21 protein-coding genes are annotated in these 22,280 nt (G+C 59.5%); 12 read left to right on the top strand and 9 right to left on the bottom strand.

The window, feature by feature from the left end; all coding sequences use genetic code 11:
- Positions 1 to 485 precede the first annotated feature (485 nt).
- The 3 genes from ACSPHG_RS15950 to ACSPHG_RS15940 all read right to left on the bottom strand — a co-directional run bounded on the left by ACSPHG_RS15950 (position 486) and on the right by ACSPHG_RS15940 (position 2,433).
- Positions 486 to 1,400, bottom strand: a complete 915-nt coding sequence (locus ACSPHG_RS15950) for a LysR family transcriptional regulator (protein ID WP_435954485.1) — start codon at positions 1,398 to 1,400, stop codon at positions 486 to 488.
- 85 nt (positions 1,401 to 1,485) lie between these two features.
- Positions 1,486 to 1,569: a small membrane protein YohP gene (yohP, locus tag ACSPHG_RS15945; protein WP_072011146.1), complete on the bottom strand. Its 84-nt coding sequence runs from the start codon at positions 1,567 to 1,569 to the stop codon at positions 1,486 to 1,488.
- Positions 1,570 to 1,695: 126 nt separating this feature from the next.
- Positions 1,696 to 2,433, bottom strand: coding sequence for a class I SAM-dependent methyltransferase (locus ACSPHG_RS15940; RefSeq protein WP_435954484.1), 738 nt, complete (start codon positions 2,431 to 2,433; stop codon positions 1,696 to 1,698).
- Between the two features lie 284 nt (positions 2,434 to 2,717).
- Between ACSPHG_RS15940 and mdtQ the strand changes: the two genes are divergently transcribed.
- Positions 2,718 to 4,160 (top strand): multidrug resistance outer membrane protein MdtQ, encoded by a 1,443-nt coding sequence (gene mdtQ, locus ACSPHG_RS15935; protein WP_435954483.1) that lies wholly within the window; start codon positions 2,718 to 2,720, stop codon positions 4,158 to 4,160.
- A gap of 57 nt (positions 4,161 to 4,217) precedes the next feature.
- A complete protein-coding gene (locus tag ACSPHG_RS15930; RefSeq protein WP_435954482.1) occupies positions 4,218 to 4,991 on the top strand; it encodes an SDR family oxidoreductase in 774 nt (257 codons plus the stop codon).
- Here ACSPHG_RS15930 and ACSPHG_RS15925 read toward each other — a convergent pair.
- Positions 4,988 to 5,557, bottom strand: a complete 570-nt coding sequence (locus tag ACSPHG_RS15925; protein ID WP_435954481.1) for a DedA family protein — start codon at positions 5,555 to 5,557, stop codon at positions 4,988 to 4,990. The genes ACSPHG_RS15930 and ACSPHG_RS15925 overlap by 4 nt on opposite strands.
- Before the next feature lie 166 nt (positions 5,558 to 5,723).
- Between ACSPHG_RS15925 and ACSPHG_RS15920 the strand changes: the two genes are divergently transcribed.
- Complete coding sequence (locus ACSPHG_RS15920; protein WP_435954480.1) at positions 5,724 to 6,311, top strand: Yip1 family protein; 588 nt, start codon at positions 5,724 to 5,726, stop codon at positions 6,309 to 6,311.
- 196 nt (positions 6,312 to 6,507) lie between these two features.
- Positions 6,508 to 7,449: a D-alanyl-D-alanine endopeptidase gene (pbpG, locus tag ACSPHG_RS15915; protein WP_435954479.1), complete on the top strand. Its 942-nt coding sequence runs from the start codon at positions 6,508 to 6,510 to the stop codon at positions 7,447 to 7,449.
- Positions 7,450 to 7,508: 59 nt separating this feature from the next.
- Here the strand turns inward: pbpG and ACSPHG_RS15910 are convergent, their stop codons facing one another.
- The gene (locus tag ACSPHG_RS15910) at positions 7,509 to 8,381 is read right to left on the bottom strand and encodes a LysR family transcriptional regulator (RefSeq protein WP_435954478.1); all 873 of its coding nucleotides are present in this window, start codon (positions 8,379 to 8,381) and stop codon (positions 7,509 to 7,511) included.
- Between the two features lie 103 nt (positions 8,382 to 8,484).
- Between ACSPHG_RS15910 and budA the strand changes: the two genes are divergently transcribed.
- From budA to ACSPHG_RS15895, 3 genes are read left to right on the top strand one after another with little or no spacing between them, the layout of a single operon-like run.
- Positions 8,485 to 9,267 carry an acetolactate decarboxylase gene (gene budA / locus ACSPHG_RS15905; protein ID WP_435954477.1) on the top strand — a complete coding sequence of 261 codons (783 nt, stop codon included), beginning with the start codon at positions 8,485 to 8,487 and terminating at the stop codon, positions 9,265 to 9,267.
- Positions 9,268 to 9,288: 21 nt separating this feature from the next.
- A complete protein-coding gene (gene alsS, locus ACSPHG_RS15900; RefSeq protein WP_435954476.1) occupies positions 9,289 to 10,968 on the top strand; it encodes an acetolactate synthase AlsS in 1,680 nt (559 codons plus the stop codon).
- A 20-nt stretch (positions 10,969 to 10,988) separates the two neighbouring features.
- On the top strand, positions 10,989 to 11,759 hold the full coding sequence (locus ACSPHG_RS15895) for a (S)-acetoin forming diacetyl reductase (protein WP_435954475.1): 771 nt from the start codon (positions 10,989 to 10,991) through the stop codon (positions 11,757 to 11,759).
- Positions 11,760 to 11,819: 60 nt separating this feature from the next.
- Here the strand turns inward: ACSPHG_RS15895 and ACSPHG_RS15890 are convergent, their stop codons facing one another.
- Complete coding sequence (locus ACSPHG_RS15890) at positions 11,820 to 12,371, bottom strand: GNAT family N-acetyltransferase (RefSeq protein WP_435954474.1); 552 nt, start codon at positions 12,369 to 12,371, stop codon at positions 11,820 to 11,822.
- A 116-nt stretch (positions 12,372 to 12,487) separates the two neighbouring features.
- Positions 12,488 to 14,233: a D-lactate dehydrogenase gene (gene dld, locus ACSPHG_RS15885; RefSeq protein ID WP_435954473.1), complete on the bottom strand. Its 1,746-nt coding sequence runs from the start codon at positions 14,231 to 14,233 to the stop codon at positions 12,488 to 12,490.
- Positions 14,234 to 14,433: 200 nt separating this feature from the next.
- Between dld and bglX the strand changes: the two genes are divergently transcribed.
- The 5 genes from bglX (at position 14,434) to ACSPHG_RS15860 (ending at position 21,236) form a co-directional block, all read left to right on the top strand.
- Positions 14,434 to 16,731, top strand: coding sequence for a beta-glucosidase BglX (gene bglX / locus ACSPHG_RS15880; protein WP_435954472.1), 2,298 nt, complete (start codon positions 14,434 to 14,436; stop codon positions 16,729 to 16,731).
- Between the two features lie 242 nt (positions 16,732 to 16,973).
- Positions 16,974 to 17,885: a glycine betaine ABC transporter substrate-binding protein OsmF gene (gene osmF, locus ACSPHG_RS15875; RefSeq protein ID WP_435954471.1), complete on the top strand. Its 912-nt coding sequence runs from the start codon at positions 16,974 to 16,976 to the stop codon at positions 17,883 to 17,885.
- Positions 17,886 to 18,422: 537 nt separating this feature from the next.
- On the top strand, positions 18,423 to 19,580 hold the full coding sequence (locus ACSPHG_RS15870; protein WP_435954470.1) for an ABC transporter permease: 1,158 nt from the start codon (positions 18,423 to 18,425) through the stop codon (positions 19,578 to 19,580).
- Complete coding sequence (locus tag ACSPHG_RS15865; RefSeq protein WP_435954469.1) at positions 19,577 to 20,521, top strand: ABC transporter ATP-binding protein; 945 nt, start codon at positions 19,577 to 19,579, stop codon at positions 20,519 to 20,521. The genes ACSPHG_RS15870 and ACSPHG_RS15865 overlap by 4 nt, the downstream gene beginning before the upstream one ends.
- Complete coding sequence (locus tag ACSPHG_RS15860; protein ID WP_435954468.1) at positions 20,505 to 21,236, top strand: ABC transporter permease; 732 nt, start codon at positions 20,505 to 20,507, stop codon at positions 21,234 to 21,236. The genes ACSPHG_RS15865 and ACSPHG_RS15860 overlap by 17 nt, the downstream gene beginning before the upstream one ends.
- Here the strand turns inward: ACSPHG_RS15860 and ACSPHG_RS15855 are convergent.
- On the bottom strand, positions 21,217 to 21,324 hold the full coding sequence (locus ACSPHG_RS15855; RefSeq protein WP_435954467.1) for a hypothetical protein: 108 nt from the start codon (positions 21,322 to 21,324) through the stop codon (positions 21,217 to 21,219). The two genes, ACSPHG_RS15860 and ACSPHG_RS15855, sit on opposite strands and share 20 nt — an antisense overlap.
- A gap of 68 nt (positions 21,325 to 21,392) precedes the next feature.
- On the bottom strand, positions 21,393 to 22,151 hold the full coding sequence (locus ACSPHG_RS15850; RefSeq protein ID WP_435954466.1) for a MerR family transcriptional regulator: 759 nt from the start codon (positions 22,149 to 22,151) through the stop codon (positions 21,393 to 21,395).
- Between the last annotated feature and the right edge of the window lie 129 nt (positions 22,152 to 22,280).

Here is a 22,280-nt window from a genome sequence, read left to right as displayed (position 1 = left end):
TCCGTAGGTCGGATAAGCAAAGCGCCATCCGGCAATTATCCTGCAATGGCACCGTAGGTCGGATAAGCAAAGCGCCATCCGACAATTATCCCGCAATGGCACCGTAGGTCGGACAAGCAAAGCGCCATCCGACAATTATCCCGCAATGGAATCGTAGGTCGGATAAGCAAAGCGCCATCCGGCAATTATCCCGCAATGGCACCGTAGGTCGGATAAGCAAAGCGCCATCCGACAATTATCCCGCAATGGCACCGTAGGTCGGACAAGCAAAGCGCCATCCGACAATTATCCCGCAATGGCACCGTAGGTCGGATAAGCAAAGCGCCATCCGACAATTATCCCGCAATGGCACCGTAGGTCGGATAAGCGAAGCGCCATCCGGCAATTATCCCGCAATGGCACCATAGGTCGGATAAGCAAAGCGCCATCCGACAATTATCCCGCAATGGAATCGTAGGTCGGATAAGCGAAGCGCCATCCGACAATTATCCCACCAGACGCTTAATAAACCCGCGCACCCACATTAGCGCCGCATCGCTGTTATGGCGCTGGTGCCACGATAGCGCCACTTCGAGCGGCGCGACGTCGAGCGGCAGCGGGCTGCTTTTTAAGCCCCACGTCTGCTGCCAGCCTTCGCTTAACCCCTGCGGCACCGTCGCAAGCGCGGGCATCTGCATCAGCAGGCCGGGCAGGGCGGCAAAGTGCGGCGTCGTGTAGCAAACCTCGCGTTTGTGCCCCTGCTTGCCGAGCTGTGTGTCGATGTGGCTGCCGCTGGCTTCGCGATAGCTCACCATAACGTGCTGCTGCGCGGCGTAAAGCTCCGGCGTGAGCGGCGCGTCAAGCTGGAGCTGCGACGGGTGCCAGAGGGCAATAAACGCCATCTGCGTTAACACCTCGCGCTCCATCCAGCGGGCGGACTGGCTTACGGCGCTAATCGCCATATCCAGCTCGCCGCCCTCGAGCCGCTGGGCGTCGGTGAAGGGATCGCTTGCCACGACGTTCAGGCGCACGCCCGGCGCTTCGGCGCGCAGGGCCGGGACGAGGCGCGGCATCAGCCACATTTCCATCCAGTCGGTCATGCCGAGCGTCACGGTAGCTTTTGCGTTTGCCGGGTTGAATTCCGCCTGTTGGAACAGCGCGCTTTGCAGCTGCTCGAGGAGCGGCATCAGCTCGGTGTGCAGCTCGGTGGCGCGGGCCGTGGGCTGCATGCGGTGGCCGCTGCGGATAAATAGCGGGTCGTCGAACATTTCGCGCAGGCGAGCAAGCGACCCGCTGACCGCAGGCTGGCCGAGGTGCAGTTTATCTGCCGCCAGCGAAACGCTCTGCTCGCGGAACAGCACCGCAAAGGCGATCAGCAAATTCAGATCGATCTTGCGAAAATCATTCTCTTTGATAGTCATCATCACTCCAATCAATTGGCGTGATAATAAGAGGGTGGGGGAGGGTTTGCAAGCCGGGGTGCCACGGGAATGACACCCCGTTAAATCAGAAGATCATTTTGAAGACGCCGGTGACGACCAGTAAGCCAATAATAAAGATGATCAAAATTGCCCAAAGAATAATTTTCATGAATGCTCCCTGTTTTTCAGCTGATGTTTTAACAGTATAGGCAAGGATGCGCGAAGCGGGGGGAGTTGCCTCCCCGTAAGCGGAAATTAGGATAAAAAGAAGAGCGAAAGAAAGGGCTTAGGCTAATCAGGCCTGCGGTTTGCGGGCGGCGAGCAGGAAAATCATCGGGCGCTCTTTTTCTTCGTCGAGCGCCGGGTTTTGCGCGATTTGTTCGGCGCTCGGCCCCCATTCGTCGAGTTTTTCAACAATGAACCCGGCGGCGGTGAGCGCGTTGATCCAGGTCGAAAGTTTACGATGCTGCTTTTTCACGCCGTCGGCAAACCAGTTGCTGATGCGTTCGCCCTCCTGCTGATAGTGATTCACCGGCCAGGATTTTTGCCCCGTCTGGTCGGCAAGCCAGCCCTGCTGTAGCGGCGCGGTGTAGATGGGGTGCTCCGCCGAAAACACCAGCATGCCGCCGGGCACCAGCGCTTTTTCCAGCGCGGCGAACAGCGTAGCAATGTTCTCGAGATAGTGCAGCGCCAGCGAGCTGTACGCAAGGTCGAGGCTTTGCGCGGGAAGCGTCAGCCTTTCAAGGTCTTCGCGGCGGTATTCAATGCCCGTGCCGCTCGTCATCTGGGCGGCTTTTTCGAGCATTTTTACCGAAACGTCCAGCCCCAAAACCCGCGCCGCGCCCTGGTCGCGCGCGTAGCGGCAGAACCAGCCGTAGCCGCAGCCTAAATCGACGATGTTCTTGCCCTTAAGATCCGGCAGCAGCGTCTGAATCGTGGCCCATTCCGGCGCGCCGTCCAGCCCCTTAATCGAGCGGTCGAGCGTGGCGTAGCCTTCAAAAAACGCCGGGTTGTCGTAGATATTTTGTGTCATAGCAACTCCTGTATGCTTTGCCTGCGTCGGGCCTCTCCCGTCGGAAAAGCCCATACCCAAGTACGGTAAACCAAATAAAGGGGAAGTGCTAAATAACGGGATCAAATTGTTATCATATTGCGGTGATTATTTGATCGCGGGATTAATCGTAATTTATTAATTCATATGATGAATAAATTGCCATCTGTGTCCATTCTTTGCCGGGTGTGGATTGCCACAGTTACCTAAAGGTTTCTGTTTCCGGATGCGTAATCTGCGCTTTTTCAATTCCATTCTGGCTAACTATGATTTCCACCCGTTTCCCTCGGGCGGCGCTCGCCGTTGCGCTGTCCTGCGTTTTATCCGCCTGTGCGCCAATGCACAAAGACGATGCCCCGCTTGAGCAAAAGGCCCCGGCCCAGCGGCTGAATAATCCGCTTCCCACGGCGCTTGCCCACGGCTGGCCCGGCACCGGCTGGTGGCACGATTATCATGATGCGCAGCTCAATCTGCTGGTGGACCAGGCGCTTAAAGGCTCGCCGGATCTCGCCGTCGTTCAGCAGCGCATCCGTCTTGCCCAGGCGCAGGCGCGGATGGCCGAGGCGAACGACGGCCCGCAGATCGATTTTTCAGCCGACGTTGAGCGGCAGAAAATGTCCTCCGAAGGGCTGATGGGGCCGTTTGCCATTACCGACCCGGCGGCGGGCACTACCGGGCCGTGGTACACCAACGGCACCTTCGGGCTGACGGCGGGCTGGGATCTGGATCTGTGGGGGAAAAACCGGGCGGAGGTCGAAGCGAAGGTCGGCGTGATTAAAGCCAGGCAGGCGGAGCTGGCCCAGGCGGAGCAGGTGATTACCGCAGGCGTGGTGCGCCTGTACTGGGATATGCAAACGCTGCTGGCGTTGCAGGACGTTTTGCAGCACAGGCTGCAGGCCGAGCAAAATATCGTTAACACCGACAAAGAGCTGTACGCCCACGGCATCAATTCGTCGATAGAAGGCGTTGAAAACCACATCGACTATGCCAAAACCGAGCAGCAGCTCGACGACCTCGCCGGGCGCATGAACGTGGTGAAAGCGCAGCTGGTCGCCATCACCGGCAATGATTCGCTCCCGGCGCTAAAACGCCAGCCGCTGCCGGAGGTCAAAGAGCAGCTTCCGGCCACGCTTGGGTATGAACTTCTGGCTCGCCGCCCCGACCTGCAGGAGGCGCACTGGTATATAGAAGCGTCGCTGCAGGGCGTGGACGCCGCCAAAGCCGCGTTTTACCCGGACGTCAACCTCGGTGCCTTCCTGCAAAACGACGCTCTGCACCTGAGCGATCTGTTCCGTGGATCGGCGCAGCAGATGGGCGCCACGGCGGGCCTGACGCTGCCGATCTTCGACAGCGGGCGGCTGAACGCCAATCTGGATATCATGCGCGCGCAAAGCAACCTGTCGATTGCCAGCTATAACAAGGCGGTGGTCGGCGCGGTCAACGACGTCGAGAAGGCGGCAAGCCAGCTTGCGGCGCTGGCGGCGGAAAATCAGCATCAGCTCGCCGTCATGCAGGGGACGCAAAAGCTGAAAACCCTTGCCCAGGCGCGCTTCAACGCCGGTCTTATCTCCGGCGCGCGGTTAAGCGCTGCGACGTTGCCTGACTACGCGGAGCAGGCCAAGGCCATTCAGCTTCACGGCCAGTGGCTGAATGCGGACGTGCAGCTCATCAGCGCCCTTGGCGGCGGCTACCGGGCCAGCAAGGCTTAACGTTCAACACCTCCTATACTTAGTTTTCAGGTTAAAAAACGGGTCCGGGAGGTGGTGATGAGTGCTGCAAATAAGGTCGTAATCGTAACGGCGGCGGATTCCGGCATCGGCAAGAAGTGCGCGCTGATGCTGGCGGATCAGGGCTATGACGTGGGCATTACCTGGCATTCCGACGAGCAGGGCGCGGAGGAAACCGCGCGCCAGGTTCGCGGGCTGGGGCGGCGGGCCGAAATCGTCCAGCTTGATTTAGGCAATCTGCCGGACGGCGCTGCGGGCATCGACGAGCTGATAGGCCGCTTCGGGCGTATCGACGCGCTGGTTAACAACGCGGGCGCCATGAGTAAAAATCCCTTCTTGGACGTGACGCTTGAAGAGTGGCGCAAGCTGTTTACCGTCGACGTGGACGGCGCGTTTTTATGCTCGCAGAAGGCGGCGCGCGCCATGGTTCAGCAGGGGCAGGGCGGCAGAATCGTTAATATCACCTCGGTGCATGAACACACCCCGCTGCCGGAAGCCTGCGCCTACACGGCGGCAAAGCACGCGCTGGGCGGGCTAACAAAATCCATGGCGATGGAGCTGGTGCACCACAACATTCTGGTCAACGCCGTAGCGCCGGGGGCTATCGCCACGCCGATGAACAATATGAAGGAAGGGGACAGCGCGAAGAACAAAATCCCGCAGATCCCCCTCGGGCGCGCGGGCGAAACCGCAGAGGTGGCGGGCCTGGTGGCCTGGCTGTGCTCGGACAGCGCAAGCTACACCACCGGCCAGTCGTTTATCGTCGACGGGGGCTTTATGTTCGCCAACCCCCATTTCAAGCCCAAAGGCTAGTCCTGCTCTTTGCCTGCGCGATGTTTGAACCACAGGCGAATCAGCCACACCAGCGCAACCACGCCGACCAGCCAGATCCAGCGCTTAAAGTGCTGGTCGAGGTTGTGCAGCCACGGGGCAATCACTTCGCCGCCCACATAGCCGAGCGTGGTAAACAGCAGCGCCCAGATTATCGCGCCCAGAATATTGAGCGGCAGAAACACCTTCGGCGGCAGGTGGCTTGCGCCGATTAGAATTGGGCCGATGATGCGAAAGCCGTACATAAAGCGGGTGCCTATCACGAACAGGTAAGGGTGGCGGTTGATAAGCTTCTGCGCCTTGGTGATTTTCTTCTGATGCTTTTTGAAGCGGGAGAGGATTGACCCGCCGTAGCGGCGGCCGACGAGGTAAAGCAGCTGGTCGCCGATCATCCCGCCGAGCGCCACCGAAGCGACCACCAGCGGGAACTTAAGTAGCCCCTGGTGGGCAATCACGCCGCCGAGCAGCGTGATGGTTTCCCCTTCCGCCATACTCCCTACAATCAGGGCCGCGTATCCGTAGTGCTGAATTAAGCTGTTGATATCCATCGGGCTTAAAGACTCTCCTTTTGAAAATACCCTTTAAGCATACAACCCCACGGCTCGCCTGCAGCTAAACGACACATTTAAATTCACTTGATTAAAAAACAATCTATCGCTGTGCATTATAATTAGGGTGCTGCTATCGCTGTGGATTTGCATGACAGGAGGCCCTATGAACCATGTCTGGGGATTGCTATCCCATCCCAATCGTGAAATGCAGGAAATTAAGCGCGAGAACGAAACGGTCTCGCACCACTATACGCACCATGTTTTGATTATGGCGGCCATCCCGGTGATCTGCGCCTTTATTGGCACCACGCAAATCGGCTGGAATTTCGGCGATGGCACATTCGTTCAACTGTCGATGTTTACCGGGTTTTATCTCGGCGTACTCTTCTACGCGCTCATGCTGGCGGGGGTCGCCGTCATGGGCCGCGTAATCTGGTGGATGGCAAGAAACTATCCGAAACGTCCGTCCCTTGCGCGCTGTATGGTGTTTGCCGGATATGTAGCTACTCCGCTGTTTTTAAGCGGCGTAGTGGCGCTATATCCGCTGGTCTGGCTATGTGTGGCGGTGGGTGCTGCGGCGCTGGTCTACACCGGCTACCTGCTGTACGTCGGCGTGCCTGAATTCCTCAACATCAATCAGGAAGAGGGTATGAGCTTCTCCAGCTCAACGCTCGCCATCGGCGTGCTGGTGCTGGAAGTGCTGCTGGCGCTGTCGGTAATCTTATGGGGTTATGGATACCGTCTATTTTAATGCCCGTCATCCTTCGCGTTGCAGGGGCGTTGGCTGCAGCTCGAATGCTAGAGGGTATTACAAATTGATTACGATTCTCCGCTAGCCGATCCGCGAGGCGTCAGAGTATTATGCTGGCGCCTCGCTTTTTCCATTTGCCTTGTGAACATAAGCGGCGGTAACCATTACATTCCGGAATAATTACAGAAGCGCCACCATGCCGAAAAAACTCCGTCTTTCGTTGTTCAGCCTTGCCCTAATGATCGCCGTGCCGCTGGCACCGCAGGCTCTCGCGAGCAAAACCGTGACCCCTGCCAGCACCGGGCAAGAGATCGCTTCCGGCAGCGCCATGATTGTCGATCTGCAAACCAATAAAGTGTTGTACTCAAGCCACCCGGATCTGGTGCGTCCGATTGCGTCGATCACCAAGCTGATGACCGCGATGGTGGTGCTGGACGCCCATCTGCCGATGGATGAGATGCTGAGCGTGGACATTAGCCACACGCCGGAAATGAAAGGGATTTATTCGCGCGTGCGCCTGAACAGCAAAATCAGCCGCAAAAACATGATGCTGCTGGCGCTGATGTCGTCAGAAAACCGCGCGGCGGCGAGCCTCGCGCACCATTACCCCGGCGGGTACGACGCGTTTATCCGCGCGATGAATGCGAAAGCGAAATCCCTCGGCATGACCCACACCCGCTACGTGGAGCCGACCGGGCTGTCGATAGACAACGTTTCCACCGCGCGCGACCTCACCAAAATGCTGATCGCCTCTAAGAAGTATCCGCTGCTCGGCCAGCTCAGCACCACCAAAGAAGATATGGCGACCTTCAGCAACCCGCCGTACACGCTGCCGTTCCGCAATACCAACCACCTGGTGTACCGCGATAACTGGAATATCCAGCTGACCAAAACCGGCTTCACCAACAACGCCGGGCACTGCCTGGTGATGCGCACGGTGATTAACAATCGCCCGGTATCACTGGTGGTGCTGGACGCGTTCGGCAAATACACCCATTTCGCCGACGCCAACCGCCTGCGCAACTGGATGGAAACCGGGAAGGTCACGCCGGTGCCGTCTTCCGCCCTGAGCTACAAAAAGCAGAAGGCCGCGCAGATGGTGAGTAACTCCGTGGCGGGTAACGCGCAGGACGACTAGTTTGATTAGCCGCCCTGAAATGAATCAGGGCGCTTCCTTTCATCCCCCATATCCCTCAGCTACAGCATCTCCACAAACCGCTTCACCGCCGGTGAACGTTCGAACTTTCGCCACGCCAGCGCGATATCCGTTTTTAGCTCGCCGCCGCGCAGGGGGTGAAAACTCACGTTGGGCAAGCTGATGCAGGTTAGCGACGCGGGCACCAGCGCAAAGCCAAATCCCGCCGCGACCATGCTTAACGACGAGGAAATCTGCGACGCCTGGCGCTTGCTTTTCATATTGATTCCCGCCCGCAGGCAGGCGTTAAACACCAGTTCGTACAGGCCGGGCGCGACCTCCTGCGGAAACAGCACGGGCGGCACGTCGCGCAGCGCCTGGAGATCTAACGCCCCCTCTGCCGCCAGCGGATGATCCTTATGCAGGGCGATCACCATCGGCTCTTCATCGATAAGCTTCAGGTTGAAGCGCTTGCTGCTTTCGCAGGGCAGGCGCACGAACGCCACGTCCAGCAAACCTTCTTCCAGCTCCTGCATCAGCGCCGCCATGTTGGCTTCCTTTTGCTTAAGGTCGATGGCCGGATAGCCCGTCTGAAACTGGCCCAGCAGTGAGAAAATGCCGCGATGAAAGGCGTTGGAGCTGGCGATACCCAGCGACAGCTTGCCGTTCACCCCGCGCGCGATGCCCCGCGCCTTTTCCAGCGCCGCGTCGCTTTGCGCCAGGATCTGGCAGGCATCCTGGTAAAACGCCTCGCCGGCCTCGGTGAGTTCCACACCCCTCGTCAAACGGTGCAGCAGCGGCGTGCCGACCTCGCGCTCCAGCCTTTGGATCTGCTGGCTTAACGGCGGCTGTGAAATGCCTAACATTTCGGCGGCGCGGGTGAAGTGCCTGGTCTGTGCGACAGCCACGAAATAGCGAAGATAGCGGAGTTCCATATCAAAAACGTCTCAAACCCGTGGGGGTTTTATATTGGAACTGTGAACTGAATCGAGTCAACATAATATCAACGTTTCTTAACATTCAAAAGGTGAGGAAGAAATGGCGGTTCACTCAACCCATTGTTCCTGCGAGGAAAGCGTCATCGAGATGGTGCAATCCTTCGCCAGAAATAATCCAGAAAACATGATATATCAGACCTCGCTAATGAGCGCGCTGCTCAGCGGGGTTTACGAAGGCACCACTACCATGGCGGATCTCCTGACCCACGGTGACTTCGGCCTCGGAACCTTCAACGAGCTGGACGGCGAGATGATTGCCTTCAACAGCGAGGTCTATCAGCTGCGTTCCGACGGCAGCGCGAGGGAGGCCCGCCCGGAGCAGAAAACCCCCTTCGCGGTGATGACCTGGTTCAAGCCACATTACCGCGTCCACATTGAACGCCGCATTAACCGCCAGCAGCTGCACGACATTATCGACAGGCAAATCCCCTCCGACAATATCTTCTGCGCGCTGCGTATCGACGGCCATTTCCATCACGCCCATACCCGCACCGTGCCGCGCCAGACGCCGCCTTACCGTGCGATGACCGACGTGCTGGACGACCAGCCGGTCTTCCGCTTTAACGGGCGCGAGGGCGTGCTGGTGGGCTTCCGCACCCCGCAGCACATGCAGGGCATCAACGTGGCGGGCTATCACGAACACTTTATTACCGACGACCGTCAGGGCGGGGGGCATCTGCTCGACTATCAGCTGGAAAACGGCGAACTGACCTTCGGCGAAATTCACAAATTAATGATCGATCTTCCGGCGGACAGCGCTTTCCTCGGGGCGAACCTGCACCCGGAAAACCTTGATGCCGCGATCCGCGCGGTTGAGAACTAATGCACATCTGAAGGAGAGACCATGGAACATCAAAAAAACGTGCGTCAGTGGGCGCACGGTGCCGACATGGTTGTTGGCCAGCTTGAAGCACAGGGTGTCAAACAGGTATTTGGTATTCCAGGGGCGAAAATCGACAAGGTTTTTGACTCGCTGCTCGATTCCAGCATTCAGATAATCCCCGTGCGCCACGAGGCGAACGCGGCGTTTATGGCGGCGGCGGTGGGGCGCATCACCGGCAAAGCGGGCGTGGCCCTCGTCACGTCCGGGCCGGGCTGTTCAAACCTGATAACCGGCATGGCGACCGCCAACAGCGAAGGCGATCCGGTCGTCGCGCTGGGCGGCGCGGTGAAGCGTGCCGATAAGGCAAAACAGGTTCACCAGAGCATGGACACCGTGTCGATGTTCCAGCCGGTCACCAAATATTCGGTGGAGGTTTCTTCTTCTGACGCTATTGCGGAAGTGGTGTCCAACGCGTTCCGTTCCGCCGAGCATGGCCGCCCCGGCAGCGCCTTTGTCAGCCTGCCGCAGGATATCGTCGATGAACCGGCCAGCGGCAATATATTTGCCACCGGCGGCGTCATTCGCTCCGGCGCAGCGCCGGACGGCGCGATTGAGAAAGTCGCCGAGCTTATCGGCAAAGCCAAAAATCCCGTCTTCCTGCTGGGCCTGATGGCGAGCCAGACCGAAAACAGCCGCGCGATTCATAAGCTGCTTGAGAAAAGCCATATCCCGGTCACCAGCACCTACCAGGCGGCGGGCGCGGTCAACCAGCAGCACTTTACCCGTTTTGCCGGGCGCGTCGGCCTGTTCAACAACCAGGCGGGCGACCGCCTTCTGCACCTCGCGGACCTGATTGTCTGCATCGGCTACAGCCCGGTGGAATACGAGCCGGCGATGTGGAACACCGGCAGCGCAACGCTTGTGCATATCGACGTGCTGCCCGCCTACGAAGAGCGCAACTACACCCCGGATATCGAGCTGATTGGCGATATCGCGGGCACGCTCGATAAGCTGGCGGAACGGATCGATCAGCCGCTTATCCTCAGCCCGCGCGCGTCCGAAATCCTCATCGACAGACAGCACCAGCGCGAACTGCTCAACCGCCGGGGCGCTAACCTTAACCAGTTCGCCCTGCACCCGCTGCGCATCGTGCGGGCGATGCAGGACATCGTGAACGATGACGTCACGCTGACGGTAGACATGGGCAGTTTCCACATCTGGATCGCCCGCTACCTCTACAGCTTCCGCGCGCGCCAGATCATGATCTCCAACGGCCAGCAGACGATGGGCGTGGCGCTGCCGTGGGCCATCGGGGCGTGGTTGGTTAATCCGCAGCGCAAGGTGGTTTCCGTGTCCGGCGACGGCGGCTTTTTACAGTCCAGCATGGAGCTGGAAACGGCGGTTCGCCTCGGCGCAAATGTGCTGCACATCATCTGGGTGGATAACGCCTACAACATGGTGGCTATCCAGGAAGAGAAAAAATACCAGCGCCTTTCCGGCGTGAACTTCGGCCCGGTCGATTTTAAAGCCTATGCCGACGCCTTTGGAGCCAAAGGCTTTGCGGTGGAAAGCGCCGCCGAGCTTGAGCCAACGCTGCGCGCGGCGATGGACGTTGACGGACCGGCCGTGGTGGCGATTCCCGTGGACTACAGCGATAACCCGCTGCTGATGGGACAGCTCCACCTCAGCCAGATTCTTTGAATAAACAAAGGGATATAACGATGAAAAAAGTAGCATTCGTCACCGGGGCCGGTCAGGGGATCGGCAAGGCAATCGCGCTGCGTCTGGCAAAAGACGGTTTTGCCGTCGCGGTAGCGGACTATAACGCCACCACGGCCAAAGAGGTGGCCGATGAAATTAACCGCAGCGGCGGCCAGGCGCTGGGCGTCACGGTGGACGTATCTGACCGCGACCAGGTCTTTGCAGCGGTGGAGAAGGCGCGCCAGAACCTGGGCGACTTCAACGTGATCGTCAACAACGCGGGCGTAGCGCCTTCCACGCCGATCGAAGAGATTACTCCGGAGATCGTCGACAAAGTCTACAACATCAATGTTAAAGGCGTGATTTGGGGGATCCAGGCGGCGGTAAAAGCCTTCAGGGCGCAGGGCCACGGCGGCAAAATCATTAACGCCTGCTCGCAGGCGGGCCACGTGGGCAACCCGGAACTCGCGGTTTACAGCTCCAGCAAATTCGCGGTGCGCGGGCTGACGCAAACCGCGGCCAAAGACCTGGCGCCGCTCGGCATCACCGTAAACGGTTACTGTCCGGGGATCGTCAAAACGCCGATGTGGGCGGAAATCGACAGGCAGGTGTCCGAGGCGGCGGGGAAACCGCTGGGCTACGGAACGGCTGAATTTGCGAAACGTATTACGCTTGGGCGTCTGTCAGAACCGGAAGACGTGGCGGCCTGCGTGGCCTACCTGGCCGGGCCGGATTCTGACTATATGACCGGACAATCGCTGCTGATCGACGGCGGGATGGTGTTCAACTAAATCAATAAAAACTGCTCTGACATGTTTGCCTTTGGGGTATCCCAAAGGCTTTTTTACATCTTAGGGTGCCGTCCAGTCGCCGTCGTTGAGCGGGCGCTGCATGATCAGCGTGTCGCGCCAGTCGCCAAGCTTGAAGCCCACGCTGCGTAAATTCCCCACCACCTCAAAGCCAAACTGCTTATGCAGCCGACAGGAGCCGGTGTTCTTTTCGCCGTCGCCGATAATCGCCACCATTTGACGCCACGGGCCCTGTTCGCAGCGGGTAATCAGCGCGCCCAGCAGCTCGCCGCCGATGCCGCGGCCCGTCATGCTCGCGTCGATATAGACGGAATCTTCGATGGTGAAGCGGTAGGCGGGGCGGGGGCGGTAAACGGTGGCGTAGCAGTAGCCCACCGCGATACCGTCGTAGCGAGCGACCAGCCAGGGCAGACCCTGCTCGCGAACGGCGTGTAAACGTTCTCTCATTTGCTGCACGCTGGGCGGCGTTTCCTCAAAAGATCCGCGCCCGTGGAGGACATGCCATTCGTAAATAGCCGTGATGGCCGGGAGATCGTCGGGCGTCGCTTCCTCAATGTCCAGGCGTGTAAACGGTAATGTTTCGACCACTGACATTTTCGAACCTCTGAGCTGGGATGCGGGCGGAGTCTCTCCCCCACCCTGAATTCCCGCTAATCTAGTACGAAAAGTAGGCGAAATATAGCCCCTGGCGTGGTCGTTGACAGGTCGGATCAGTGTTTATCATGCGGGGTTGTATGGCTGCAAACGCTCTCACCCCACCATTTGTGCTTGGTTGTTTTGCCAATGCCCGGGTTCATGCTGTTGGTTGGATCGTTTGCCTTATAAAATTGTTTTAACGTTTCTGGCGCTTCGTACAAATGACCGACGTTATGCTCTGCCGGATACTGCGCGCCGCGCAGACGAAGCAATTCAAGCATTTGCTCCTTCAGCGCGTGAACGTCTACCCCTTTCTTGACGATGTAATCCTGGTGGAAGACGTGGCACATAAAGTGGCCGTAGTACAGGCTGTGGCTGATCTGGCTGCTGATTTCCGGTGGCAGGTGCTCAAACCAGTCCCGGTCGTTGCGGCGCAGGGCGATATCCAGCGCGAGAATATCCTCCACCTCGTCGGCATGTACGGCGTGGTAACGCACGGCAGCGCCCGCGGCGGCAAAGCGGTGCAGGAAGGCTTTTGCCCCTTCGGCCGGCGTACAGGCAAAGAACGCGCCTTCGGCCTGCTGGAAGTAGCTGTCCAGCCATTCGCGCGCTTCGGCAATGCCTTCGCCGGACATTTTCAGCAGCAGGTGGTGTTCGTATTTATCGCGCCAGGACTTCATGCGCGGCGGCAGGTGGCGCGGGAAAACGGCGCTCAGGCGTTGCAGCGTGCGGTCGGTAAAGTGCGGCTTGATAAACGGCACCTTCTCAAGCGCTGCGTCCACGCGGCCCTTCACGGTAAAGAAGAACGGCATTTTGTCGGTGCCCATCTTGTCGATCATCATAAAGGTGTCTTTACCGTACACCTCGGCGATGTCGTAGATATCCCGGTGCATATACTCTCCGGCCACCGGCAGATTTTTGAAGTTCGCCAGAATATAGCGGCGGATTTCGGTCAGCACTTCCGGCCGGTTGGTGCCGATGTAAAACACTTCGCTGTGCTTTTGCGCGACAAAGGTATCGAGGCGCACGGCGAACACCGCCAGCTTGCCCGCGCAGCCGGACGCTTCGAACAGGCGGCTTGGGTCGGCGTTAAAGCGCGAGGGCGTGTCGGCGTTTACGTCGCGCACCCGCTCGGCATAGTTGTGGTCGGAGGCCTGGCGGTTATCGTGCAGCACGTCCTCGGGCCTGACGCGCTCGTCGTCCAGCTTGCCGAGGATCTGCTCGGGCGTTGCGCCCAAATCAATCCCCAGGTGGTTTACCAGCGTCAGCTTGCCCTGTTCGTCAATCCGCGCGTAGAGCGCCATTTCGGTATAGGCCGGGCCGCGCTGCACCAGGGAACCCCCGGAGTTGTTACAGATCCCGCCGATTACCGACGCGCCGATGCACGACGAACCGATCACCGAATGCGGCTCGCGCCCCAGCGGCTTGAGCGCTTTTTCAAGCTGATACAGCGTGCTGCCGGGGAAGGCGAGCACCTGCTTGCCGTTATCGAGCAGCTGTAGCTTGTCCAGACGCAGGGTGCTGATGATTACGATTTGACGGTCGTAGTCGTTGCCGCTCGGCGTTGAGCCTTCGGTCAGGCCGGTGTTGGCGGCCTGCATCAGAATGATTTTATCGGCGGCTACGCAGGCGCTCAGCACGCGCCACAGCTCGATTAGCGATCCGGGGAATACCACGGCAAGCGCCTCGCCCTGGCCGGAGCGGAAGCCTTTACGATAGCGGGCGGTTTTTGCGGCGTCGGTCAATACGTGATGGCTGCCAACCAGGCGGTTCAGTTCATTTATAAAGGTTTGACTGTCAGAATGTGCGGATACGGACATGGTCCCACTCCTTGTGATGGCACAAAAATTCTCGTCTTCAAGCATAGCTCGCAAAACCATAATGATTCTTCTGAAACGCTCGAAAAATCAGCATTTAACACCGCAGCCGCTCTTCTTACCCGCGTAACGTTGTGGCACACTGCTGCTCTTATCACAATGTGCTGCTCCCCGAGAGCGGCTTGAGCAAGAGAGTAAACCCCATGAAATGGCTCTGTTCTGTAGGTATCGCGGTTAGCCTCGCACTGCAACCGGCCTGTGCCTCCGAAATGTTTGGCCCGCACCCGCTGACCCCGGAAGCGCGTGACGCGTTCGTCTCGGATTTGCTGACCAAAATGACTAACGACGAAAAAATCGGTCAGCTGCGGTTAATTAGCGTTGGGCCAGACAACCCAAAAGAAGCCATTCGTGAAATGATCAAAAGCGGGCAGGTTGGGGCCATCTTCAATACCGTGACCCGCCACGACATCCGCATTATGCAAGACCAGGTGATGAGCCTGAGCCGCCTGAAAATCCCGTTATTCTTCGCCTACGACGTGGTGCACGGCCAGCGTACCGTTTTCCCTATCAGCCTTGGCTTAGCGTCTTCCTTCAACCTTGAAGCGGTGAAAACCGTCGGGCGCGTTTCCGCCTATGAAGCGGCGGACGACGGCCTGAACATGACCTGGGCACCGATGGTCGACGTCTCGCGCGATCCGCGCTGGGGCCGCGTCTCCGAGGGCTTTGGCGAAGACACTTATTTAACCTCCATCATGGGCCGCACCATGGTAGAAGCGATGCAGGGCAAAAGCCCGGCGGACCGCTACTCGGTGATGACCAGCGTGAAGCACTTCGCGGCCTACGGCGCGGTGGAAGGCGGTAAAGAGTACAACACCGTGGACATGAGCCCGCAGCGCCTGTTCAACGACTATATGCCGCCGTACAAGGCCGCGCTGGACGCGGGCAGCGGCGGGGTGATGGTGGCGCTGAACTCCATCAACGGCACGCCTGCCACCTCCAACAGCTGGCTGCTAAAAGACCTGCTGCGCGACGACTGGAAGTTTAAAGGCATCACCATTTCCGACCATGGGGCCATCAAAGAGCTTATCAAGCACGGCGTGGCGAGCGACCCGAAAGACGCCGTGCGCGTGGCGCTTAACTCCGGCATCAACATGAGCATGAGCGACGAGTACTACAGCAAATACCTGCCGGAGCTGGTGAAAAGCGGCGAGGTATCCCAGGCGGAGCTGGATGACGCTACCCGCCACGTGCTGAACGTGAAGTACGACATGGGGCTATTTAACGACCCGTACAGCCACCTTGGGCCGAAAGAGTCTGACCCGGAAGACACCAACGCCGAGAGCCGCCTGCATCGTAAAGAGGCCCGCGACGTGGCGCGCGAAAGCTTAGTGCTGCTGAAAAACCGCCTGCAAACGCTGCCGCTGAAAAAGTCCGGCACCATTGCGGTGGTTGGCCCGCTGGCGGACAGCAAGCGTGACGTTATGGGCAGCTGGTCTGCGGCGGGCGTTGCGGATCAAACCGTGACCGTCCTGCAGGGCATTCAGAACGCCGTTGGCGACCAGGCCAAAGTGGTTCACGTCAAAGGCGCGAACGTCACCGACCAGAAAGACATCGTTGACTTCCTGAACCAGTACGAACCGGCGGTGCAGGTTGACCCGCGCACGCCGAAAGAGATGATTGATGAGGCGGTAGGCGCCGCGAAGAACGCCGACGTGGTGGTGGCGGTAGTGGGCGAGGCGCAGGGCATGGCGCATGAAGCCTCCAGCCGCACCGACCTGGTGCTGCCGCAGAGCCAGCGCGATCTGATTGCCGCCCTGAAAGCGACCGGCAAACCGCTGGTGCTGGTGCTGATGAACGGTCGTCCGCTGGCGCTGGTGAAGGAAGACCAGCAGTCCGACGCGCTGCTTGAAGCCTGGTACGCGGGCACCGAGGGCGGCAACGCCGTGGCCGACGTGCTGTTCGGTGACTACAACCCGTCCGGCAAACTGCCGATGTCCTTCCCGCGCTCCGTAGGTCAGATCCCAACCTACTACAGCCACCTGAACACCGGCCGCCCGTACAACCCGGAAAAACCGAACAAGTACACCTCGCGCTACTTCGACGAAGCGAACGGCCCGCTGTATCCGTTTGGCTACGGCCTGAGCTACACCACCTTCACAGTGTCTGACGTGAAAATGTCCGCGCCAACGATGACGCGCGACGGCAAAGTGGAAGCCACCGTGGACGTGAAAAACACCGGCGACCGCGCGGGTGAAACCGTGGTGCAGATGTACCTGCAGGACGTTACCGCCTCGATGAGCCGCCCGGTCAAAGAGCTGAAAGGCTTTAAGAAGGTGATGCTCAAGCCGGGTGAAACCCAGACCGTCAGCTTCCCAATTGACATCGAGGGGCTGAAGTTCTGGAACGCGCAGATGAAGTACGACGCCGAGCCGGGCAAATTCAACGTGTTTATCGGGCTGGACTCTGCCCGCGTGAAGCGCGGCGAGTTTGAACTGAAGTAAGCTAGCGTAACCCGTAGCGCCGTCCCTCCTCGCAGCGGTGGATGGCGCTATCGCTTATCCACCCTACAAACGGCGTGAACGGTAGGTCGGGTAAGCCTTGCGCCACCCGACAGCCTTTGGTCGTACCAAATATTCTTCTCTATATCTTATTCCCCTTTATGCTTTCCCCGGGTTGTTAAATCTCAGCTATTCTTTTTGTGACTCCATGATTTTCAAGTAAAGAACAACAACGAGGTAGCACCATGAATTTATCAGCGCGTTGGGGCGTGGCGGGATTATTGATGCTGGCGGCGGGCGCTCAGGCGGCCGAGCCGATCAAAGTTGGCTCCAAAATCGATACCGAAGGCTCTTTGCTGGGCAACATTATTTTGCAGGTGCTGGAAAGCCACGGCGTGAAAACCGTCAATAAAGTGCAGCTTGGCACCACGCCCGTAGTGCGCGGGGCCATCACCTCCGGCGAGCTGGATATCTACCCGGAATATACCGGCAACGGCGCGTTCTTCTTTAAGGATGATAACGATCCGGTGTGGAAAAACGCCCAGCAGGGCTATGAGAAGGTGAAGCAGCTCGACGCTGAGAAAAACCATCTTGTCTGGCTGACGCCCGCGCCCGCCAACAACACCTGGACTATCGCGGTGCGCAAAGACCTGGCTGAAAAGAACAAGCTCACCTCGCTTGACGACCTCAGCGCTTACCTGAAAAAAGGCGGCGAGTTCAAGCTTGCGGCTTCGGCCGAGTTTATCGAGCGCCCTGACGCGCTGCCCGCGTTTGAGAAAGCCTATGACTTTAAGCTCGACCAGAAGCAGCTGCTTTCGTTGGCCGGTGGCGACACGGCGGTAACCATTAAAGCGGCGGCGCAGCAGACCTCCGGCGTTAACGCGGCGATGGCCTACGGTACGGACGGCCCGGTTGCGGCGCTTGGCCTGCAAACCCTGTCCGATCCGAAGGGCGTGCAGCCCATCTACGCGCCGGCACCCGTCGTGCGTGAAGCGGTGCTGAAAGCCTATCCGCAGCTGGATGAATGGCTGAAGCCGGTGTTTAGCTCGCTGGATGAGAAAACCCTCCAGCAGCTTAACGCCAGCATCGCCGTTGAAGGCGTGGATGCCAAAAAAGTGGCGGCGGATTACCTCAAGCAGAAAGGTTTTGTGAAGTAATAGCGGCGATCCCAGGCGGTGGATGGCGCTTTCGCTTATCCACCCCACAGGTCGTTCGTAGGTCGGGTAAGGCGCACGCCGCCACCCGACAAGCCGGTGGATGGCGCGCTCGCTTATCCACCCTACAGGTCGTTCGTAGGTCGGGTAAGGCGCACGCCGCCACCCGACAAACCGGTGGATGGCGCCTTCGCTTATTCGCCTTACAGGACGTTCGTAGGTCGGGTAAGGCGCACGCCGCCATCTGACAAGCCGGTGGATGGCGCGCTCGCTTATCCACCCTACAGGTCGTTCGTAGGTCGGGTAAGGCGCACGCCGCCACCCGACAAGCCGATGGATGGCGCGCTCGCTTATCCACCCTACAGGTCGTTCGTAGGTCGGGTAAGGCGCACGCCGCCATCCGACAAGCCGGTGGATGGCGCTCTCGCTTATCCACCCTACAGGTCGTTCGTAGGTCTGGTAAGGCGCACGCCGCCATCCGACAAGTCGGTGGATGGCGCGTTCGCTTATTCACCCGAAAAATACTGACAGGATGTGCGTTTGTTGAAGATTCATAATCGCGTGCTGCTGCTACTGGTGTTGCTGCTGGTCGTGGCGGGCGCGCTGCTGCCCTTTATTAATCACGCCGCCAACCGGCTGGTCTCGGGGGAGCCTCTGCTGCTGGGCGCGCTGCCCGGCCACGCGCTTCTCATGCTCTGCGTTCCCACCGTCATACTTACCGCGCTGATTTTTGCCCCTACGCATCGTCTGCCGCTGGTGCTGACCCTGCTCGCTGGCGAAGCGCTGTTTATCGTAGCGCTGGTGGTGATGGGCAAAACGGCCCTCTTTTTTGCGCAGCAGGGCAGCAGCGTTGCGCGCACCTCGCCCGGCAGCGGGCTATGGCTGGCGCTGGCGTTAAGCCTGCTCATCTGTGCTGATGCGATAAACCGCCTGACGCCGAAAGCGCTCTGGCGCCTGCTGCTCAACGTGCAAATCTGGATCGTGCCGGTCGCGCTTTTGCTGAGCGGCTTCTTCGCCGAGCTGTCGCTGCTGAAAGAATACGCCAACCGGCAGGACGTTTTTGACGACGCGCTGACCCGCCACCTGGCGCTGCTGCTCGGCACGCTCGTTCCGGCGCTGCTGATTGGCGTGCCGCTCGGCGTGCTTTGCTACCAGCGCCCCGGCTGGCAGCCTTCGGTGTTTTCCGTGCTTAACGTGATTCAAACCGTGCCTTCGGTGGCGCTGTTTGGCCTGCTGATTGCGCCGCTGGCGGGGCTTTCGAAAGCGCTCCCGTGGCTTGGCGCGATGGGGGTGAGCGGGATTGGCGTCACGCCCGCGTTAATCGCGCTGGTGCTCTACGCCCTGTTACCGCTGGTGCGCGGCGTTGTCGCCGGGATGCAGCAGGTGCCGCGAAATATCATCGAAAGCGCGGAGGGAATGGGGATGTCGCGTGGGCAAATCTTCTGGAAGGCCGAGGTGCCGCTGGCGATGCCCGTTCTGCTGCGCAGCCTGCGCGTGGTTTGCGTGCAAACTATCGGCATGGCGGTTATCGCCGCGCTGATTGGCGCGGGCGGCTTCGGGGCGATTATCTTCCAGGGGCTGCTCAGCAGCGCGCTGGACCTGGTGCTGCTCGGCGTGATCCCCACCATCGCGCTGGCGGTGATCCTCGACGCTATATTTAAACTTTTCATCTCCCTACTTGAGGCGAAACGGCCATGATCGAATTTGACCAGGTGACGAAATACTTCCAGGGGGAAGCGGCGGTTAAAGATCTGTCGCTGAACATCCTGGAAGGCGAATTTACGGTGCTGATCGGCACCTCCGGCTCGGGGAAATCCACCACGCTTAAGATGATTAACCGTCTGGTGGAGCACGACGAAGGGCGCATTCGCTTCGCCGGGGAAGAGATCAGAAGCTTCGATACCAAAGCCCTGCGCCGCAGAATGGGATATGCGATTCAGTCCATCGGCCTGTTTCCGCACTGGAACGTGGCGCAGAACATCGCCACGGTGCCGCAGCTGCTGAAATGGCCGAAGGCGCGTATCGAGGCGCGCGTTGACGAGCTGCTGGATTTACTGGGCCTTGAAGCCGCACAGTTTCGCGACCGCTACCCGCACCAGCTTTCCGGGGGGCAGCAGCAGCGCGTGGGCGTTGCCAGAGCGCTGGCGGCCGACCCGGAAGTATTGCTGATGGACGAGCCGTTCGGCGCGCTCGACCCGGTAACCCGCGCCGCGCTACAGCAGGAAATCGTGCGGATTCACAATCTGCTGGGCCGCACCATCGTGCTGGTCACGCACGACATTGAAGAAGCCCTGCGCCTTGCAGACCGCATCGTATTGATGGACGGCGGGCAAATCGTCCAGCAGGGGACGCCGCTCGAGCTGCTGACCAACCCGGTCAACGACTTCGCGCGCGAGTTCTTTGGCCGCAGCGAGCTGGGCATCCGGCTGCTGTCGCTGCGCCAGGTCGCCAACAGCCTGAGGGCCGACGAGCGCATCGACGGCGTGCCGATTCAGGCCGATCTCAGCCTGCGCGAGGCGCTGTCGCTGTTTGTCGACCGCCAGTGCCAGCAGCTGCCGGTGGTGGATGAACAAGGCGTGCCGTGCGGCGTGCTTCACTTCAGCGACCTGGTGCGGGGTGAACATGCGCCTCGTCCGTGATCCGCTTTTGTGGCTGTTAGTCCTGTTCATCGCGCTGCTGTTTGTGATGCCGCATACCTTCGCGCTGTTTAGCTGGCTGTTCCCCGAGCTTGCGCGCCCCGTCTATCAGCAGGATACCTTTACCTCGCTTGCCCTGGCGCACCTTACGCTGGTGGCGGTTTCAAGCGCGGTGGCGGTAGCAATTGGCGTGGGGTTAGGGATTGCGGTCACGCGCGAAGGCGGGCTGGAGTTCCGATCGCTTGTCGAAACCATCACCGCCGCCGGGCAAACTTTCCCGCCCGTTGCCGTGCTGGCAATAGCCGTTCCGGTGATGGGGTTCGGGCAGCAGCCCGCCATTATCGCGCTGGTGCTTTACGGCCTGTTACCGATATTGCAGGGGACGCTGGCGGGCATCGGCGCGGTGCCAGAGGCGACGCGTGAAATCGCGCTGGGCGCGGGCATGAGCCGCTGGCAGGTGCTGCGCAAGGTTGAGCTGCCGCTCGCGGCACCGGTGATTCTGGCGGGGATTCGTACTTCGGTGATTATTAATATCGGTACGGCGACCATTGCGTCAACCGTCGGGGCCAGCACGCTCGGCTCGCCGATTATCATCGGCCTGAGCGGCTTTAACACCGCGTATGTGATTCAGGGGGCGATACTGGTGGCGCTGGCGGCGATTGTCACCGACCGCCTGTTTGAACGCCTGCAACGCTACGTTACGCGCCATGAAGGATAACGATGTAACCCACCAGCATTACGCCGCCGATTCCGCCGATGGCCATCACCAGCATGCCACCGACGATGGCAATTTTAGACAATTTCATTTTTAGCTCCCAATGTTACGGGAGCGATTATAAAGCGAAGCAGGGTTGTTAATGAACCTTTAAATGCCTTATGTCATACGGGCGGGGTCGCGCCCGCTGCCGGTGAGCGGAAAAACGGGCACGCCGGAGCAGCGCCACTCTTCCAGCTGGTTAAGCTGCTGCTCGGTTGGGGCGTCGCCGCACCACACTAAAATCGTCTGCTGCGGGAAGAGTTCGGGGCGCACGCTGCTCACGGAGTTTGCCAGCACGTCAACGCGCCAGCCCTGCTGTATCGCCATCCATGCCGCCATCCATAATCTTGTGCCGTCCTGAGTGTTCCAGCCGACCAGCAGCGCGTCTTTGCCGCTGCGTTTGCGCGCCGACGCCAGGCACAGCGCGATATAGTTGATAAGCGCGCCGTCGAGCAGGCTTAAGAGGGTGTTGAGGGTGACCTGCTGGCACTGCAGGCGGCGGCGCAGCGGCGTGTAGAGCTGCATGACCAGGGTTTCCGCAGGATAGTCGCGCCCCACGTCCGCAATCCAGGCGCGCAGCCGGTTGGGGTTGCCGCTTTGCAGATGGCGCAGCAGCACTTCCTGACGCTCCCGCCAGCCGGTTTCCAGATCCCGCTCTTCGCCGCTGAGCAGGGCTTTAACCTTGCTCACCTGCACGCCGTTTTCAATCCAGCGTTTGATCTCGCGTATTCGGTCGATGTCGGCATCGTCAAACAGCCGGTGTCCGCCGTCGGTGCGTTGTGGTTTTAGCAGCCCGTAGCGCCGTTGCCAGGCACGCAGCGTGACGGGATTGATATCGCAAAGCGCAGCCACTTCTCCAATGGTATAAAGCGCCATGATGTCCCCAGAGCGAGTACGGGAAGTCCCCGTATAACTGTAGACAGTGCGGCTGAAACTGCGAAATTTGGCTGATTTATTCTTTGCGGGAGGGAATGTTAAAGGGCGGGAGCCTTGCGCCCCCGCCAT

It is taken from the genome of Dryocola baronae, from assembly GCF_051297175.1.
GTDB lineage: Bacteria > Pseudomonadota > Gammaproteobacteria > Enterobacterales > Enterobacteriaceae > Dryocola.
The sequence above is the reverse complement of the archived record's forward strand: the minus strand, read 5'-3'. Positions and strand labels throughout refer to the sequence as shown.